The organism is Pseudomonas sp. X4 (assembly GCF_040784925.1).
GTDB lineage: Bacteria > Pseudomonadota > Gammaproteobacteria > Pseudomonadales > Pseudomonadaceae > Aquipseudomonas > Aquipseudomonas putida_Z.
This window is the reverse complement of record NZ_CP160798.1, coordinates 2090031-2106886: the sequence shown is the minus strand read 5'-3', so window position 1 is coordinate 2106886 and position 16856 is coordinate 2090031. Positions and strand designations below refer to the sequence as shown.

Annotated in this window: 13 protein-coding genes; 8 read left to right on the top strand and 5 right to left on the bottom strand. The window is 65.1% G+C overall.

Annotated elements, in window-relative coordinates; all coding sequences use genetic code 11:
* Window positions 1-16 precede the first annotated feature (16 nt).
* Complete coding sequence (gene cadR, locus ABX298_RS09205) at window positions 17-460, bottom strand: cadmium resistance transcriptional regulator CadR (RefSeq protein ID WP_016712550.1); 444 nt, start codon at window positions 458-460, stop codon at window positions 17-19.
* An 84-nt stretch (window positions 461-544) separates the two neighbouring features.
* Between cadR and ABX298_RS09200 the strand changes: the two genes are divergently transcribed.
* The 6 genes from ABX298_RS09200 (at window position 545) to ABX298_RS09175 (ending at window position 8379) form a co-directional block, all read left to right on the top strand.
* Window positions 545-2758 (top strand): heavy metal translocating P-type ATPase, encoded by a 2214-nt coding sequence (locus ABX298_RS09200; RefSeq protein WP_367394335.1) that lies wholly within the window; start codon window positions 545-547, stop codon window positions 2756-2758.
* 9 nt (window positions 2759-2767) lie between these two features.
* The gene (locus ABX298_RS09195; protein ID WP_015272181.1) at window positions 2768-3637 is read left to right on the top strand and encodes a LysR family transcriptional regulator; all 870 of its coding nucleotides are present in this window, start codon (window positions 2768-2770) and stop codon (window positions 3635-3637) included.
* A 231-nt stretch (window positions 3638-3868) separates the two neighbouring features.
* Window positions 3869-4927 carry a putative 2-aminoethylphosphonate ABC transporter ATP-binding protein gene (locus ABX298_RS09190; RefSeq protein ID WP_075046676.1) on the top strand — a complete coding sequence of 353 codons (1059 nt, stop codon included), beginning with the start codon at window positions 3869-3871 and terminating at the stop codon, window positions 4925-4927.
* A 1-nt stretch (window position 4928) separates the two neighbouring features.
* A complete protein-coding gene (locus ABX298_RS09185; RefSeq protein ID WP_367394334.1) occupies window positions 4929-6653 on the top strand; it encodes a putative 2-aminoethylphosphonate ABC transporter permease subunit in 1725 nt (574 codons plus the stop codon).
* Between the two features lie 18 nt (window positions 6654-6671).
* Window positions 6672-7697: a putative 2-aminoethylphosphonate ABC transporter substrate-binding protein gene (locus ABX298_RS09180; RefSeq protein WP_085592463.1), complete on the top strand. Its 1026-nt coding sequence runs from the start codon at window positions 6672-6674 to the stop codon at window positions 7695-7697.
* A 133-nt stretch (window positions 7698-7830) separates the two neighbouring features.
* Window positions 7831-8379, top strand: coding sequence for a phosphonate degradation HD-domain oxygenase (locus ABX298_RS09175; RefSeq protein WP_286100726.1), 549 nt, complete (start codon window positions 7831-7833; stop codon window positions 8377-8379).
* Between the two features lie 125 nt (window positions 8380-8504).
* Here ABX298_RS09175 and ABX298_RS09170 read toward each other — a convergent pair whose 3' ends face one another.
* Complete coding sequence (locus ABX298_RS09170) at window positions 8505-9869, bottom strand: GTPase/DUF3482 domain-containing protein (RefSeq protein ID WP_061550299.1); 1365 nt, start codon at window positions 9867-9869, stop codon at window positions 8505-8507.
* A complete protein-coding gene (locus tag ABX298_RS09165; protein ID WP_367394333.1) occupies window positions 9862-11253 on the bottom strand; it encodes a DUF2868 domain-containing protein in 1392 nt (463 codons plus the stop codon). The genes ABX298_RS09170 and ABX298_RS09165 overlap by 8 nt, the downstream gene beginning before the upstream one ends.
* 54 nt (window positions 11254-11307) lie before the next feature.
* Between ABX298_RS09165 and ABX298_RS09160 the strand changes: the two genes are divergently transcribed.
* Entirely contained in the window at window positions 11308-11823 is a 516-nt protein-coding gene (locus tag ABX298_RS09160; protein ID WP_013974654.1) for a dihydrofolate reductase, read from the top strand.
* Between the two features lie 141 nt (window positions 11824-11964).
* Here the strand turns inward: ABX298_RS09160 and ABX298_RS09155 are convergent, their stop codons facing one another.
* A complete protein-coding gene (locus ABX298_RS09155; protein WP_367394332.1) occupies window positions 11965-13356 on the bottom strand; it encodes an L-cystine transporter in 1392 nt (463 codons plus the stop codon).
* A gap of 244 nt (window positions 13357-13600) precedes the next feature.
* Between ABX298_RS09155 and ABX298_RS09150 the strand changes: the two genes are divergently transcribed.
* On the top strand, window positions 13601-14656 hold the full coding sequence (locus tag ABX298_RS09150) for a haloacid dehalogenase-like hydrolase (protein ID WP_317408852.1): 1056 nt from the start codon (window positions 13601-13603) through the stop codon (window positions 14654-14656).
* A gap of 192 nt (window positions 14657-14848) precedes the next feature.
* On the opposite strand, the gene ilvD is transcribed toward ABX298_RS09150, so the two are convergent.
* Window positions 14849-16690 (bottom strand): dihydroxy-acid dehydratase, encoded by a 1842-nt coding sequence (gene ilvD / locus ABX298_RS09145; RefSeq protein WP_025340988.1) that lies wholly within the window; start codon window positions 16688-16690, stop codon window positions 14849-14851.
* Window positions 16691-16856: the final 166 nt, after the last annotated feature.

The following is a 16856-nucleotide window of genomic DNA, read 5'->3' as shown; positions in this document are numbered from 1 at the left end:
TGGGCCCTTGGATCTTTCAATGCCCGTGGCTTCGCCCCACATGCGAATGCTCGGTATCCGGCACCGATACCGCCCCGTTCGTCTCCAGTTGCTGCAAGATCGCGCATTCCGCCCCTTGCGCATTGCAGCGCCGCCGCAGCTCTACCAGCTGTTCCTGCAACGCCACCAGACCATCGATCCGTGCCTGCACATGCTCGATATGTTCGTCGATCAGCGCATTGACGCTGCCGCACGAATCATCGGGGCTGTCGCGCAGGCGTAGCAGGCTGCGGATTTCATCCAGGGTCATGTCCAGGGTGCGGCAGTTGCGGATGAACGTCAGCCGCTCGACATGGGCCTGGGTGTACAGCCGGTAGTTGCCGTCGCTTCGCGCCGGCTCCGGCAGCAGCTGTTCACGCTCGTAGTAGCGGATGGTTTCCACGGCGCAGTCGGTGGCTTTGGCCAGTTCTCCGATCTTCATCACGAAATTCTCCAGCAAGTGGCTTGACCCTATAGTGGCTACAGGGTGTTCACTTGGCAACAGGCTCAAATTAAGGATGACCCCATGAACCAGCCTGTCAGCCACGAACACAAGCACGATCACCACGCCCACAGCTGCTGTGGCAGCGCTGCTGCGCCAGCCTTGGTCCAGCTGAGCGAAAAGGCCAGCAGCCACGCCCAGTTCAGCCGTTTTCGCATCGAGGCCATGGACTGCCCTACCGAGCAGACCCTGATCCAGGACAAGCTGGGCAAGGTGGCCGGTATCGAGCAGCTGGAATTCAACCTGATCAACCGTGTGCTTGGCGTGCGCCATACCCTGGGTGGCACTGCTGAAATCGAGCAGGCCATCGACAGCCTGGGCATGAAGGCCGAGCCGCTTGGCGCCGAAGACGATGGCACCGCCAGCGCATCACACGTGGCCAAGACCCGCTGGTGGCCGCTGGCGCTGTCCGGCATTGCCGCGATCGCCGCCGAAATCGTGCACTTTGCCGCGCTGGCCCCGGAGTGGGTGGTGGCGGCGCTGGCGCTGGCAGCGATCCTCGGCTGTGGCCTGGGTACCTACAAGAAGGGCTGGATCGCCCTGAAAAACCGCAACCTCAACATCAACGCGCTGATGAGCATTGCCGTGACTGGCGCGGTGCTGATCGGCCAGTGGCCGGAAGCGGCCATGGTGATGGTGCTGTTCACCGTCGCCGAGCTGATCGAAGCCCGCTCGCTGGACCGCGCGCGCAACGCCATTGGCGGCCTGATGCAGCTCACCCCGGACATGGCCACCGTGCGCCAGGCCGATGGCCAATGGCGGGAAGTGGAGGTGCGGGAAGTGGCCATCGGTGCCCTGGTGCGGGTACGCCCCGGCGAACGCATTGGCCTGGACGGAGAAGTGACCAGCGGGCAATCCACCGTCGATCAGGCGCCGATCACCGGCGAAAGCCTGCCTGTGGAGAAGGCCGTGGGCGACAAGTTGTTCGCCGGTACCATCAACCAGGCAGGGGCGCTGGAGTTCCGCGTTACCGCTGCTGCCGGGCAATCGACCCTGGCGCGAATCATCAAGGCCGTCGAGGAAGCGCAAGGCGCGCGGGCGCCTACCCAGCGTTTCGTCGACCGCTTCTCGCGCATCTACACCCCGGTGGTGTTTGCCATTGCCCTTGCCGTTGCGGTGATACCGCCGCTGTTCATGGGCGGTGCCTGGTTCGACTGGGTCTATCGCGCCCTGGTGCTGTTGGTGGTGGCCTGCCCATGCGCCCTGGTGATCTCGACCCCGGTGACCATCGTCAGCGGCCTGGCCGCCGCCGCGCGCAAGGGCATCCTGATCAAGGGTGGCGTGTACCTGGAAGGCGGGCGCCAGCTGGACTTCCTGGCCCTGGACAAGACCGGCACCATCACCCACGGCAAGCCGGTGCAGACCGATGCCAAGGTACTGGAGCCGCTGTTCGAAGGCCGCGCGCAAGCCCTGGCCGCCAGCCTGGGCGAGCGTTCGGATCACCCGGTTTCCCGCGCCATTGCCCAGTTCGGCAAGGAGCAAGGCCTGGCCTTGAGCGAGGTCGATGACTTCGCCGCCCTGGCCGGGCGCGGCGTGCGCGGTACCATCGCGGGTGAGGTTTACCACCTGGGTAACCACCGTCTGGTCGAGGAGCTGGGGCTGTGCTCGCCCGAGCTCGAGGCCCAGCTGGATGCGCTGGAGCGCCAGGGCAAGACCGTGGTGCTGCTGCTCGACCGCTCCGGCCCGTTGGCGCTGTTCGCGGTGGCCGACACGGTCAAGGAAAGCAGTCGCCAGGCCATCGCCGAGCTGCACGAGCTGGGCATCAAGACTGTCATGCTGACCGGTGACAATCCGCATACCGCCCAGGCCATCGCCACCGTGGTGGGCATCGACCGTGCCGAGGGCAACCTGCTGCCTGCCGACAAGCTCAAGAGCATCGAAACCCTGTACGCCCAGGGCCATCGGGTGGGCATGGTCGGTGACGGTATCAACGACGCCCCGGCGCTGGCTCGGGCCGAGATCGGTTTTGCCATGGCGGCAGCCGGTACCGACACCGCCATCGAGACCGCCGATGTGGCGCTGATGGACGACGACTTGCGGAAAATCCCGGCCTTCGTCAGGCTGTCGCGCCAAAGTGCGGCGATCCTCATGCAGAACATCGTTCTGGCGTTGGGCATCAAGGCGATATTCCTGGCGATCACCTTTGCCGGCATGGCCACCATGTGGATGGCGGTGTTCGCCGACATGGGCGTGAGCCTGCTGGTGGTGTTCAACGGCTTGCGCCTGTTGCGCAAATAGAGGACGTGCATGCTGAGTTCGGAGCTTAAAGCCTTCTACATGGTGGCCCGCCTGGGCAGCATCACCCTGGCGGCGAAGAAGCTCGGCCTCAGCCAGCCCACGGTGACCACGCAGATTCGCAACCTGGAGAGCCAGTACGCGGTGGAGCTGTTCTACCGCGGCGGGCGGCGCCTGGTGCTGAGCGAGGAGGGCGTGCGCCTGCTGCCGATGGTCAAGGCACTGCTGCAGCAGGAGGCCGACATCGAGTTCGAGCTGCGCAACAGCGGCCAGGCCCAGGGCAGCCTGCGCATCGCGGCCACGGCGCCTTACTACATTCTCGACCTGGTGAAGATCTACCGCGAACGCCTGCCGCAGGTGGAAGTGGCGGTGGAAATCGGCAACTCGCAGCAGGTGCTGGAGATGCTCGAGGACTACCGGGTGGATATCGCCGCTTCGTCGCAACTGCTGGAAGACGCGCGGCTGGTGCGGCGGGTGCTGGGGACTGACCCGTTGGTGGTGGCGGTGCATCGCAACCACCCGTTGGCACACCGCCAGGCGGTGTCCATTGACGTGGTGGCCGGGCATTGCCTGCTGATGCGCGAGAAGGGCTCGACCACACGCAAGCTGACCGAGCAGATGATGCAGGAGGCCGGGGTGAAGGCCGGGGCGTTGCTGGAGATTGGCAGCCGCGAGTCTATCCGTGAGGCGGTGCTGCGCAACATCGGCATCAGCGTGATTGCCCGGCACGAGGTGCCGCACAACCCTGAGTTGCGGGTGCTGGCGCTGGAGAACGCGCCGGTGATGCATGAGTACCTGTATTGCCTGAAGGAGCGGCGCCAGGCCCGGTTGCCGGCGGCCTTCCTTGGGGTGGCGCAGGAAGTGGCCGGTTCGCACTTCTGATAGCCATGTAGCGGCTGTACCGGCCCTATCGCCGGCAAGCCAGCTCCCACAGGTACCCCACAGTCCTTGAAACCTGTGCAGTACCTGTGGGAGCTGGCTTGCCGGCGATAGGGCCCGCGAAGGCCACTACAAAATCTGCCTATACCACTATCACCCGCTTTTGCCCTAAAGCCACAGAACCTTCGCACAGCCTTCCTAGCATGGCCCCCATCTCTTCGATGAGGCCCTGCCATGAACCACACCACCCCCGGCGCACAGATGAAAGTGCGCAACATCCACAAGCGCTTCGGCGCCTTCACGGCGCTGAACGATGTCTCGCTGGACATCGCCGCCGGCGAACTGGTGTGCCTGCTCGGGCCGTCCGGCTGCGGCAAGACCACGTTGCTGCGCTGCATCGCCGGCCTGGAGCGCCAGGACCGCGGTACGTTGTACATCGGCGAGCGCGATATCTCGGAGCTGCCACCCCAGGCCCGTGACTACGGCATCCTGTTCCAGTCCTACGCGCTGTTCCCCAACCTCACCGTCGAAGCCAACATCGCCTATGGCCTGACTGGCAGCGGCCGCGATCAGGCCCGTCAGCGAGTGGCCGAAATGCTCGAACTGGTGGGCCTGGCCGGCAGCGAGAAGAAGTACCCCGGTCAGCTTTCCGGTGGCCAGCAGCAGCGTGTGGCCCTGGCCCGTGCGCTGGCACCGTCGCCGTCGTTGCTGCTGCTGGACGAGCCGATGTCGGCGCTGGATGCCCGGGTTCGCGAGCACCTGTGCACCGAACTGCGCCAGCTGCAGCGCCAGCTGGGTATCACCACGCTGATGGTCACCCACAACCAGGACGAGGCCATGCTGATGGCCGACCGCATTGCGGTGATGAACAACGGCCAGGTCGAGCAGTACGCCACTCCGCAGGAAATCTACGACCAGCCGGCCACGCCGTTCGTTGCCGAGTTCGTCGGCCAGGGCAACTGGTTGCCGTTCCAGCGCAGCAGTGACAGCCATGCCCAGGTCGGTGGCATGAACATGCGTCTGGCACCAGGTTCGGCCCGACCCAGCAGCGGCCGGCTGTTCTGCCGCCCGGAGGCGATCACGGTCAACCCGGCGGTGCACGAAGAAAACCTGTTCCCGGCCATGGTCCGTGAAATCACCTTCCTCGGTAACCGCTGCCGCATGAGCTTCGAGCTCAAGGCGCTGCCTGGCCATGCACTGCTGGCGGAGCTGGCCCCCGAGGCCATGCCGCGGCTGGGCTCGCAGGACATCTGGGTGGCGCTGCCGCCGCAGAGCCTGCAGGTGTTTGCCTGAGATGGCCGCGCCAATGTCCCTGCCGCTGAGCCAGGCCAAGGCCACGCCGCGTGCTGGCGTCGCCCTGGGCGACCGGTTGTTCGTCGTCGGCGGCAAGAGCCTGCTGCTGATCCTTCTGGTGCTGGCGGTGCTGATGCCGCTGCTGGCGATCTTCTGGCGCGGCTTCAGCGCAGAAGCGGGCCAGGGTGGCGGCCTGCTGGCGGCCCGCGAACTGTTGGCCAGTGAAAACTTCCACTGGCTGCTGGGCAACAGCCTGTCGGTGGCCTTCACGGTGGCAGCCATCGTGGTGCCGCTGGCCTACCTGTTCGCCTATGCCCTGCAACGCACGCTGATTCCGGGCAAAGGCCTGTGGCGGGGGATTTCGTTGTTGCCGCTGCTGGCGCCGTCAATGCTGCCGGCCATCGCCCTGGTCTACCTGTTCGGTAACCAGGGGCTGCTGCGCGGGTTGCTCAGCGACAACATCTATGGCTTCTGGGGCATTGTGCTGGGCGAGGCCATCTACACCTTCCCGCATGCCCTGATGATCCTGCTGTCGGCGCTGTCGCTGGCCGATGCACGCCTGTTCGACGCAGCGTCCAGCATGGGTGCCGGCCCTTGGCGAGCGTTCACCAGCATCACCTGGCCGGCCACGCGCCAGGCAGTATTCGCAGCGTTCTGCCTGGTGTTCACCCTGACCATCACCGACTTCGGTGTACCGGTCGTGGTCGGCGGCGACTATCAGGTGCTGGCCCTGGAAGCCTACAAGGCTGTGGTCGGCCAGCAGCAGTTCGGCCGCGGCGCGCTGATCGGCATGGTGCTGCTGTTGCCGGCGCTGTTCAGCTTTACCGTCGATGCCTGGCTGCGCCGGCGCCAGGGCGAGGCCATGAGCGGCCGTGCCCAGGTGTTCGAGCCCAAGCCGTCGCGCGGCCGTGATGCCTGTTTCCTGGCGATCGTGCTGCTGGTGTGCGCGGCATTGCTGCTGGTGATCGGCATGGCGGTGTACTCGTCGCTGGTTACTTTCTGGCCCTACAACCTGTCGTTGTCGCTGCGTCACTACATGTTCGAGGACACCGCCGGTGGTGGCTGGCTGGCCTACCGCAACAGCGTGACCATGGCCATCGGCACCGCGCTGATCGGCAGCATCGTGATCTTCACCGGCGCCTACCTGATGGAGAAGACCCAGGGCCAACGCCTGCTCAACCAGGCGCTGCGCCTGCTCAGCTTCATCCCCATGGCCGTGCCGGGCCTGGTGCTGGGCCTGGGCTACGTATTCTTCTTCAACCTGAACGGCAACCCTCTGCATGTGTTCTACGGCGGCATGGGGCTGCTGGTGGTGTGCACCATCGCCCACTACCTGACCACCGCGCAGATGACCGCGACCACCGCCCTGCGCCAGCTCGACGGCGAGTTCGAGGCCGCCGCGCTGTCGCTGAAGGCGCCGCTGTACAGGCACTTCCTGCGGGTTACCGTGCCGATCTGCCTGCCGACGCTGCTGGACATCATCCGCTACCTGTTCGTTTCGGCGATGACCACCGTGTCGGCGGCGATCTTCCTGTACAGCCCCGACACCATCCTGGCTGCCGTCGCCGTGCTGAACATGGATGACGCCGGCAACGTCGGTGGTGCCGCCGCCATGTCCACCCTGATCCTGCTGACCAGTGCCGGCGCTTCACTGCTGCTGGCCGCAGCCTCACGCGGCCTGCTGCGCCGCTCCCAAGCCTGGCGCCAACGCGCCGCGACCGTCTGACCTGTAAGGAACCTACCCATGTACAAGCACCTTGCACTTGCCGCTGCCGTTTCCGCCGTGTTCAGCCTGCAGGCTTCGGCCGCTGGTACCCAGCTGACGGTCTACACCGCCCTGGAAGCCGAACAGCTGAAGAGCTACAAGCAGGCCTTCGAGAAGGCCAACCCGGACATCGAGATCAAGTGGGTTCGTGACTCCACCGGCATCATCACCGCCAAGCTGCTGGCCGAGAAAGACCGCCCGCAAGCCGACGCAGTGTGGGGCCTGGCTGCTTCCAGCCTGGCCATCCTCGACCAGAACGGCATGCTCGAAGCCTACGCACCGAAGGACCTGGGCAAGATTGCCGCCAATTACCGCGATGCTGCCAACCCACCAGCCTGGGTCGGCATGGACGTGTGGGCCGCGACCATCTGCTTCAATACCATCGAGGCCGAGAAGCAGGGCCTGAGCAAGCCGGTGAGCTGGCAGGACCTGACCAAGCCCGAGTACAAGGGCAAGATCGTCATGCCGAACCCGGCCTCGTCCGGCACCGGCTTCCTGGATGTCAGTGCCTGGCTGCAGACCTTTGGCGAGCCGCAGGGTTGGGCGTACATGGATGCGCTGCACCAGAACATCGGCCAGTACGTTCATTCCGGTTCCAAGCCGTGCAAGCTTGCCGCAGCGGGTGAATTCCCGATCGGTATCTCGTTCGAGTACCCGGCCGTGCAGCTCAAGCGCCAGGGCGCGCCGCTGGACATCGTGCTGCCGAAGGAAGGCCTGGGTTGGGAGATCGAGGCGACTGCGGTGATCAAAGGTTCGCCAAAAGCGGATGCGGCCAAGCGCCTGGCTGATTTCTCGGCAAGCCCGGCGGCCATGGAGCTGTACAAGGAGAACTTCGCCGTGCTGGCTGCCCCGGGTATTGCCAAGCCGCAGACCGAACTGCCGGCGGACTATGAACAGCGCCTGATCAAGAACGACTTTGCCTGGGCCTCGAAGAACCGTGACCAGATCCTGGCCGAGTGGCGCAAGCGCTATGACGGCAAGTCGGAGAAGGTGGCTCAGCAGTAACCTGCACCGGCCTCTTCGCGGGCGCGCCCGCTCCCACAGGTACCGCGCAGTCGTTCAGCTGTGTGCGATCCTTGTGGGAGCGGGCATGCCCGCGAAGAAGCCACTGCTGCAATCCAGCCAGGAATAAACAGTGATGCCCACCCCAGCCCAGATCATCGACAGCACCTTCGCGCTGTACGAACGCCACGGTAGTGACGACTACATCGGCGAAGCCATCACCCAGCTCGAACACATGTCCCAGGCCGCGCAACTGGCCATGGCCGAAGGCTTCGACGACGAAGTGGTGCTGGCGGCGTTCTTCCACGACATCGGCCACCTGTGCGGCGGTGACGGCAGCATGGGCGGCTATGGCGTGGTCAGCCATGAGCGCATCGGCGCCGAGTATTTACGCCGCTGTGGTTTTGGCGAACGCATGGCGCGGCTGGTGCAGTATCACGTGGAGGCCAAGCGCTACCTGACTTTGCGCCAGCCTGGGTATTACCAGCGGTTGAGTGAGGCGAGCCGGCGGACCTTGGAGTATCAGGGGGGCGTGATGAGCGAGGACGAGGCGGATGTGTTCGAGCGGGATCCGCTGTTCGAGGTGAGCTTGCGGATGAGGGAGTGGGATGAGCGGGCCAAAGTGGTCGGGGTGGCGGTGATTGACCTGGATGGGTTGAAGCGGAAGGCTTTGGCATTACTATGAGATGTGGGCTGCCTGTGCGGGCCTCTTCGCGGGTGAACCCGCTCCCACAGGAATAGTGCACATCTCAAGGAATGTGAGATACCTGTGGGAGCGGGTTTACCCGCGAAGAGGCCAGACCTGCTTGATCAAAACTGTGAAACCAGCGCCTCCAGCTGTTCCTGCCGCTCAGCCTGGTTCAGCTTCGCCCCAGGGTTGAGGGTGGACCACTGCGGATGCGCCCGCGCCTTGCTCAGCGCCTCCGGCAACTTGCCCTCCCGCCAGGCCTTCTCGTCCAGCTCCCCCAGCCGAATGCTGTCCTGCGCCGCATGCCCGCGGTTTTCCAGCGCCACCATCAACTGCTGCTGACGCAAGGCCAACAAGCGCAACACCGTGTCGTCCACCGTCAGCTCGCGCTTGCCCTTGAGCTTGCCCATCAACCGCGACCCATAGTTGCGCGCCGTCTGCAGCGCGCCGCCGGCAATCGCCCCGGCCAGGGCGGCAGCCCCCAGTGTCAGGCCGCCGACCAGCAGGTCTACCCCGGCACCCGCCGCAGCACCGGCGGCCACACCACTGCCCAAGCGCACGCCCAGCAGTTTCAAGGTTTCGGGATTGAACAGGTCATCGCCCCAACGGCCATCCAGCAACGGCAGGTCGCTGGCATGGGCGTCCTCGCGGCGGAAGGCATACAGCTTGAGCAGTGCCTCGACACAGCGCTGCTCGCGCTGGCGCACCTCTTGCCGCAATGCCTCGATGGCCCGGGCTTCGGCAGCCGGTTCGGCCTCGACGCTGCGCCGGCAGGCGGCGCAGTCCAGCAGCAGCTCGGCAATCAGGCGCTTGCCGCTGTGCCGACGCGCCAGGCGCTGTGCCTGCTGGTCGTCGATCAGCCGCTGCAGGGCCGGGCGGGCGTCTTCCAGCAGCAGGGCCAGGCTTTCGTACAACCGGCGCTCGCCATCCTCTGGCGGGGCCACGCTGTCGAACCGCACCAACGCGTGAAGCCCAAGCCTGGCAAGGGCTTCACGCCATTGCGGCTCGCGGTGCTGGTGGCTGGCGACGAAGTTGAGCACCGGTAGCAGCGGCTTGCCGCAACTGGCCAGCACTTCCAGTTCGTCGCGGTATTTGGCCAGCACCGGTTCGCGGGCGTCGATCACATACAAGCCGGCATTGCTGGCCAGCAGCTGGCGCAGCACCTTGGCCTCCTGCTCGAAACGCTGGCGTGCCTCGCTGCCTTGCAGAAAGCGCTCGAGGCGGGCCGGGCCGTCCAGGCGCTCGCCCGGGCGCTCCAGGCGTTCGAGGTAGTCGAGCAGGGCGATGGCGTCTTCCAGGCCCGGGGTGTCGTACAGCTCGAGCAAGGGTTCGCCGTCCACCGACAGCCGCGCACCTTCCACATGGCGGGTGGTGCTGGGGCGGTGGGAAACCTCGCCAAAGCCGACGTCACGGGTCAGGGTGCGCAGCAGCGAAGTCTTGCCGACGTTGGTGTGGCCGACCACGGCCAGTTTCAGCGGCTCAGTCATGGCCATGCTCCAGCCAGGTCAGCGGCGAGGTATCGGCATGCGCCAGGCCAAGGCGGTCGAGGGCTTCGTGCCAGTCGCCCAGGCGCTGGGCGTCCAGGGCCTCGCCCGGTGCGGCCTGCAGTAGCCAGATGCGGGTGGCGCCGGCATTGCGTGCCAGCTCGGCGAGCAGAGCCAGGCTGCCGCGGTCGGGCGAACGGCGCGGGTCGCAAGCGATGGCCAGGCGTGCCGGCGGAAAACGGCTGAGCTGTTCGAGCAGGCGGTTGCGCGATTCGCGGCTGTCGAGCACGCCGGCACTGGTCACGCTTTTCGGCAGGGCGGGTGGCCAGGGGTGCTGGTCGTCCAGCTCCAGGCCGACCAGCAGGGCGCCGCTGCTGCCACTTTCCAGCTGGCCAGCGGCAAACTGCGGCAAGGCTTCGGGCGCGGCATCCTGGACACCGATGCGTTCGCTGCGTGGCATCAGCGCTTCACGCAGCTGCGCGTAGCCGGGCAGGCTGAGGTCCAGCGCCAGGCGTTGGCGGCCTTGGCGCCAGCGCCACAGGCACACCCCGGCCAACAGCAGGCGCGGCAGCAGGCCGTACACCAGCACCACGCCAAGCAGCCAGCTGGCCCAGGCTTGGCGCGCCAGGTCCAGGGCCGGCTGGCTGTCGCCGCTGGCGCGGATCATGGTCTCGTCGGGTACCGTGAAGCCCAGCAACGAAGGCAGCGCGCCCAAGGCTTGGGTCAGGTGGATGAACGGGTCGGCGGCGAGCAGGGTGGTCTCCCAGACAAAGCCATAGCGCCGGGTTGCCAGCAAGGCCAGCAGCATGCCCAGTGCGGTGATCATCGCCAGCAGCCACAGGCCATGCACCAGCAGGCCGAGCAGCCAGCGGTTCAGGCGCTGGCGTTGCAGCAGCACCAGCAGCGCCGGTGCCAGGTGCGCGGCCTTGGCGTCACGGGCAAAGCGTTCGCTCAGCCACAGCCACAGGCGGCCCAGCCCCGCGCCATGCTCGCCGCTAAGGGCAAAGCCGATGGCCCAGCCCAGCAGCATCAGCAGGTTCAGCCCGAGCAGGCTGCCCAGGGCCCAGAACACATTCACCGGGCGCTGCCCGTCGCCCAAGGCGGCCAGTGCCAACCCTGCGCCGCTGAGCACGGCCAGCACCAGCAAGGCCAGCAGCGCCAGGCGAGCGCCCTGTTTCCAGTGGCGCAGGGCGGTGCTGATGCCGTCGCGTTCGGCCAGGAACAGGGCGCGGGTTTCGATGCGGGCTGCCAGGTCACCGCCTGCCTGGCGGGCGCGGCGGTTGGCTTCCTGGTCCTCCAGGGGGCCGGCATGTTCCTCGCGCAGGCGTACCGCTTCGGTGAGCCAGCGCTTGTCCAGTGAAGTCGGTGCGGTCACAAGGTCTTCCATTGCACAGGTCAGGGCAGAAGCATAACCCACACGCCCGGTGCTATCCTCGCTGGCATGAATACATCACTCCCCCTCAGCCTGATCGCGGCTCACGCCGAGAACCGCGTGATCGGCATCGACAACTCCATGCCCTGGCATTTGCCGGGGGACTTCAAGTACTTCAAGGCCACTACCCTGGGCAAGCCGATCATCATGGGGCGCAAGACCTGGGACTCGCTGGGCAGGCCATTGCCCGGGCGGTTGAATATCGTCGTCAGCCGGCAGGCTGGGCTGGAGCTGGCGGGGGCCGAGGTGTTCGGCTCGCTGGAAGAGGCACTGGTGCGGGCCGAGCAGTGGGCGCGGGAGGCCGGTGTCGATGAGCTGATGCTGATTGGCGGGGCGCAGCTGTATGGGCAGGCGCTGGAGAAAGGGCTGGTCAGCCGCATGTACCTGACGCGGGTCGAGTTGTCGCCGGAAGGGGATGCGTGGTTCCCTGAGTTTGATCGGGGGCAGTGGACCTTGGTGTCGAGCGAGGCGCAGGCTGAGGAAGGCAAGCCTGGGTATCATTTCGAGGTCTGGGACAAGGTTTGAGATTGCCGGGGCTGCCTAGCAGCCCTATCCGACCGGTCCGGCGCCCCGGCAAGGCCGCTCCCACATTGATCGGCGTACGCTGGGCCATTGTAGGAGCGGCCTTATGTCGCGACAGGGGCGCAACGCGCCCCCGGCAATCTGTCAGGAATGACTCAGCTCGGCATGTTCATCGCCAGCCAGCACATCCTTGTCGGTCTCTTTCAGCAGTTGGCTGGTCACCACCCCTGCGGTCATCGAACCGTTCACGTTCAACGCCGTGCGGCCCATGTCGATCAGCGGCTCCACCGAAATCAGCAACGCCACCAGCTCCACCGGCAAGCCCATGGCCGGCAGCACGATCAGCGCGGCGAAAGTTGCACCGCCACCTACGCCGGCAACACCTGCCGAACTCAAGGTGACGATGGCCACGAGGGTGGCGATCCACAGCGGGTCGAAGGTATCGATGCCCACCGCCGGCGCCACCATCACCGCCAACATGGCGGGATAGAGGCCTGCGCAGCCGTTCTGGCCAATGGTGGTACCGAATGATGCGCTGAAGCTGGCAATCGACTGCGGTACGCCCAGGCGGCGGGTTTGCGCTTCGATGTTCAGCGGAATGCTGGCGGCACTGGAGCGGCTGGTGAAGGCGAAGGTCAGCACCGGCCACACCTTGCGGAAGAAGCGCAGCGGGCTCACGCCGGTGGCGGCGAGGATAACGCCGTGCACCACGAACATCAGCGCCAGGCCCAGGTACGACACCACCACGAAGCTGCCCAGCTTGAGGATGTCTTCCATGTTCGAGCTGGCCACCACCTTGGTCATCAGCGCCAGTACGCCATACGGGGTCAGCTTCATCACCACCCGCACCAGGCGCATCACCCAGGCCTGCAGGGTGTCGATGGCCGACAGCGCGCGTTCGCCTTTCTCGGCATCGTCCTTGATCAGCTGCAGCGCGGCCAGGCCGAGGAACACGGCAAAGATCACCACGCTGATGATCGAGGTCGGCTTGGCCCGTGCCAGGTCACCTACCGGGTTGCTGGGGATGAACGACAGCAGCAGTTGCGGGATGTTGAGGTCGGCGACCTTGCCGGCGTAGTCGCTGTGGATAACCTGCATGCGCGCGCTTTCCTGGGCGCCGGCCACCAGGCCTTCGGCGCTGAGGCCGAACAGGTTGGTCAGGACGATGCCGATCAACGCAGCGATGGCGGTGGTCAGCAGCAGGGTGCCGATGCTCAGCACACTGATGCGGCCCAACGACGAGGCATTGTGCAGGCGCGCCACGGCACTGAGGATCGAGGCGAAGATCAGCGGCATGACGATCATCTGCAACAGGCCGACGTAGCCGTTGCCGACCAGGTCGAGCCAGGCGATGGTGGCCTTGAGTACGGGGTGGCCAGCGCCGTAGATGGTATGCAGGATCAGGCCGAACACCACGCCCAGCACCAGGCCCAGCAATACTTTCCTGGCCAGGCTCCAGTCGGTGCGGCGGGTTTGTGCCAGGCCCAGCAACAGGGCCAGGAACGCCAGCAGGTTAAGGGACAGCGGCAGGTTCATTGAAGCTCCAGCAGAAAAAAGCAGAAGAGGCATCGCCTCTGTGAGCGATTGCGAACGGAAATGCTAACAGGCTGAAAACAAACGAATTTATACCCAAATGGAATGTGCATAGTCGTTTATGGAATAACGGCGTGTCGCGGATTGCAATGAACACGGCGTTTGCAGCTGCATGGAGGTCGTTATCAAGGGCTGCCGGCGGGGATTGTTGCACTAGCGTTTCGGGGTCATTTCAGGAGATTCGTACATGAAGTTCGCTCCGAAAGCCGTCGCCATCGGCCTGTCCCTGCTGTTCAGTATCGAAACCTTCGCCACCGAGCTCAAGCACTGGCCCGCCGAGGCAGCCAGGCAGCTCGACGGCATGATTGCCGCCAATGCCAACAAGGGTAACTACGCTGTCTTCGACATGGACAACACCAGTTACCGCTACGACCTTGAAGAGGCCTTGCTGCCGTTCATGGAAAACAAGGGCCTGCTGAGCCGCGACAAGCTCGACCCCTCTTTGAAGCTGATGCCGTTCAAGGACACCGCCGAGCACAAGGAAAGCCTGTTCAGTTACTACTACCGGCTGTGCGAAGTGGACGACATGGTCTGCTACCCGTGGGTGGCCCAGGTGTTCTCCGGCTTTACCTTGCAGGAGCTGAAGGTGCAGGTGGATGAGCTGATGGCCTCCGGCAAACCGATCCCGGCCACCTATTACGAAGGGGACCAGGTCAAGGCCATCGAGGTACAGCCACCCAAGGTCTTCACGGGCCAGGCCGAGCTGTACAACAAGCTGATGGAGAATGGTATCGAGGTCTATGTGATTTCCGCTGCTTCCGAGGAACTGGTGCGCATGGTCGCGTCGGACCCCAAGTACGGCTACAACGTGAAACCGCAGAATGTGATTGGCGTGAGCCTGCTGCTGAAGGACCGCGCCAGCGGCCAGTTGACCACCGCGCGCAAGCAGATCAGCGCCGGGCACTATGATGCCAAGGCCAACGTGGGGCTGGAGCTGACCCCGTACCTGTGGACCCCGGCCACCTGGATGGCAGGCAAGCAGGCGGCGATCCTGACCTATATCGATGAGTGGAAGAAACCGGTGCTGGTGGGGGGCGATACGCCGACCAGTGATGGCTACATGCAGTTTCATGGGGTGGATGTGGGCAAAGGTGGCATCCACCTGTGGATAAACCGCAAGGCCAAGTACATGGACCAGATGAACGGGATGATTGCCAGGAATGCCGCGGCGCAGGCCAAGGAAGGGCTGCCGGTGACGGCGGACAAGAACTGGGTGATCGTGACGCCGGAGCAGATTCAGTAGTTGGTGTTTCGCCTGTACTGGCCCTATCGCCGGCAAGCCAGCTCCCACAGGGAACACACAGGCCTTCAGAACTGTGTGGTCTCTGTGGGAGCTGGCTTGCCGGCGATAGGGCCAGTACGAGCAGCACACAAATCACAGGTATAAAAAAACCGGCGCCCAGGGCGCCGGTTCTTCATTCATACCGTCAGAGCCTCACAGCCCTTCCAGCATCGCCTTGTTACGTACAGCGCCCTTGTCGGCACTGGTCGCCAGCAGGGCATAGGCCTTCAGCGCGGTGGTCACCTTGCGTGGGCGTACTTCAGCCGGTTTCCAGCCCTTCTTGTCCTGCTCGACACGGCGCTCGGCCAGCTCTTCGTCGCTGACCTGCAGGTTGATCGAACGATTCGGGATGTCGATCAGCACCTTGTCGCCGTCGCGCACCAGGCCGATGGCGCCGCCAGCGGCGGCTTCCGGCGAGGCGTGGCCGATCGACAGGCCCGAGGTGCCGCCCGAGAAGCGGCCGTCGGTGAGCAGGGCGCAAGCCTTGCCCAGGCCCTTGGACTTCAGGTACGAGGTCGGGTACAGCATTTCCTGCATGCCCGGGCCACCTTTCGGGCCTTCGTAGCGGATGATCACGATGTCGCCGGCCTTCACTTCGTCGGCGAGGATGCCGCGTACGGCGCTGTCCTGGCTCTCGAAGATCTTCGCGGTGCCTTCGAACACCAGGATCGACTCGTCGACACCGGCGGTTTTCACCACGCAGCCGTCCAGCGCGATGTTGCCGTACAGCACGGCCAGGCCGCCTTCCTGCGAATAGGCGTGCTCGACACTGCGGATGCAGCCGTTCTCACGGTCGTCATCCAGGGATTCCCAACGGGTCGACTGGCTGAATGCCGTCTGGGTCGGGATGCCGGCAGGGCCGGCCTTGAAGAAGGTGTGCACGGCTTCGTCATCGGTCTGGGTGATGTCCCACTTGGCGATGGCTTCTTCCATGCTGCGGCTGTGCACGGTCGGCAGGTCGGTGTGCAGCAGGCCGCCACGGGCCAGCGAGCCGAGGATGCTGAAGATGCCGCCGGCACGGTGCACGTCTTCCATGTGATATTTCTGGATGTTCGGCGCAACCTTGCACAGCTGCGGCACCTTGCGCGACAGGCGGTCGATGTCGCGCAGGTCGAACGCCACCTCGGCTTCCTGGGCGGCAGCCAGCAGGTGCAGGATGGTGTTGGTCGAGCCGCCCATGGCGATGTCGAGCATCATGGCGTTCTCGAACGCCTTGAAGTTGGCGATGTTGCGCGGCAGTACCGACTCATCGTTCTCGCCGTAGTAGCGCTTGCACAGCTCGACGATGGTGCGGCCGGCAGTGAGGAACAGCTGCTCGCGGTCGGCGTGGGTGGCCAGGGTCGAGCCGTTGCCCGGCAGGGCCAGGCCCAGGGCTTCGGTCAGGCAGTTCATCGAGTTGGCGGTGAACATGCCGGAGCACGAACCGCAGGTCGGGCAGGCGCTGCGCTCGTATTCGGCGACTTTTTCGTCGGAAGCCGAGGAGTCGGCGGCAATGACCATGGCGTCGACCAGGTCCAGGCCGTGGCTGGCCAGCTTGGTCTTGCCGGCTTCCATCGGGCCGCCGGAGACGAAGATTACCGGGATGTTCAGGCGCAGGGCGGCCATCAGCATGCCGGGGGTGATCTTGTCGCAGTTGGAGATGCACACGATGGCGTCGGCGCAGTGGGCGTTGACCATGTACTCCACGGCGTCGGCGATGATCTCGCGGCTTGGCAGCGAGTAGAGCATGCCGTCGTGGCCCATGGCGATGCCGTCATCGACCGCGATGGTGTTGAATTCCTTGGCCACGCCACCGGCGCGTTCGATTTCGCGGGCGACCAGCTGGCCCAGGTCCTTCAGGTGCACGTGGCCCGGGACGAACTGGGTGAACGAGTTGGCGATGGCGATGATCGGTTTCTTGAAGTCTTCGTCCTTCATCCCGGTGGCGCGCCACAGGGCACGGGCGCCGGCCATGTTGCGGCCTTGGGTGGAAGTCTTGGAACGATAATCAGGCATGAAACACTCCTGGCGGCTTAATCAGGTCACAAAAAGGGGAGTGAGCTTCTCTTTTCCTTTGTACCGCAGGCCGGTTGCCACTGGCACGGATGGGGCCGAAGACCGCGCGGGATCGCCGCGTGCTTGGGCAGAGCTCATAAACCCGCCGGGGATGACTGGCGATGAA

Coding starts and splice junctions, on each gene's coding strand:
- cadR (WP_016712550.1), bottom strand. CDS start 460: ATGAAGATCGGAGAACTGGCCAAAGCCACCGACTGCGCCGTGGAAACC.
- ABX298_RS09200 (WP_367394335.1), top strand. CDS start 545: ATGAACCAGCCTGTCAGCCACGAACACAAGCACGATCACCACGCCCAC.
- ABX298_RS09195 (WP_015272181.1), top strand. CDS start 2,768: ATGCTGAGTTCGGAGCTTAAAGCCTTCTACATGGTGGCCCGCCTGGGC.
- ABX298_RS09190 (WP_075046676.1), top strand. CDS start 3,869: ATGAACCACACCACCCCCGGCGCACAGATGAAAGTGCGCAACATCCAC.
- ABX298_RS09185 (WP_367394334.1), top strand. CDS start 4,929: ATGGCCGCGCCAATGTCCCTGCCGCTGAGCCAGGCCAAGGCCACGCCG.
- ABX298_RS09180 (WP_085592463.1), top strand. CDS start 6,672: ATGTACAAGCACCTTGCACTTGCCGCTGCCGTTTCCGCCGTGTTCAGC.
- ABX298_RS09175 (WP_286100726.1), top strand. CDS start 7,831: ATGCCCACCCCAGCCCAGATCATCGACAGCACCTTCGCGCTGTACGAA.
- ABX298_RS09170 (WP_061550299.1), bottom strand. CDS start 9,869: ATGACTGAGCCGCTGAAACTGGCCGTGGTCGGCCACACCAACGTCGGC.
- ABX298_RS09165 (WP_367394333.1), bottom strand. CDS start 11,253: ATGGAAGACCTTGTGACCGCACCGACTTCACTGGACAAGCGCTGGCTC.
- ABX298_RS09160 (WP_013974654.1), top strand. CDS start 11,308: ATGAATACATCACTCCCCCTCAGCCTGATCGCGGCTCACGCCGAGAAC.
- ABX298_RS09155 (WP_367394332.1), bottom strand. CDS start 13,356: ATGAACCTGCCGCTGTCCCTTAACCTGCTGGCGTTCCTGGCCCTGTTG.
- ABX298_RS09150 (WP_317408852.1), top strand. CDS start 13,601: ATGAAGTTCGCTCCGAAAGCCGTCGCCATCGGCCTGTCCCTGCTGTTC.
- ilvD (WP_025340988.1), bottom strand. CDS start 16,690: ATGCCTGATTATCGTTCCAAGACTTCCACCCAAGGCCGCAACATGGCC.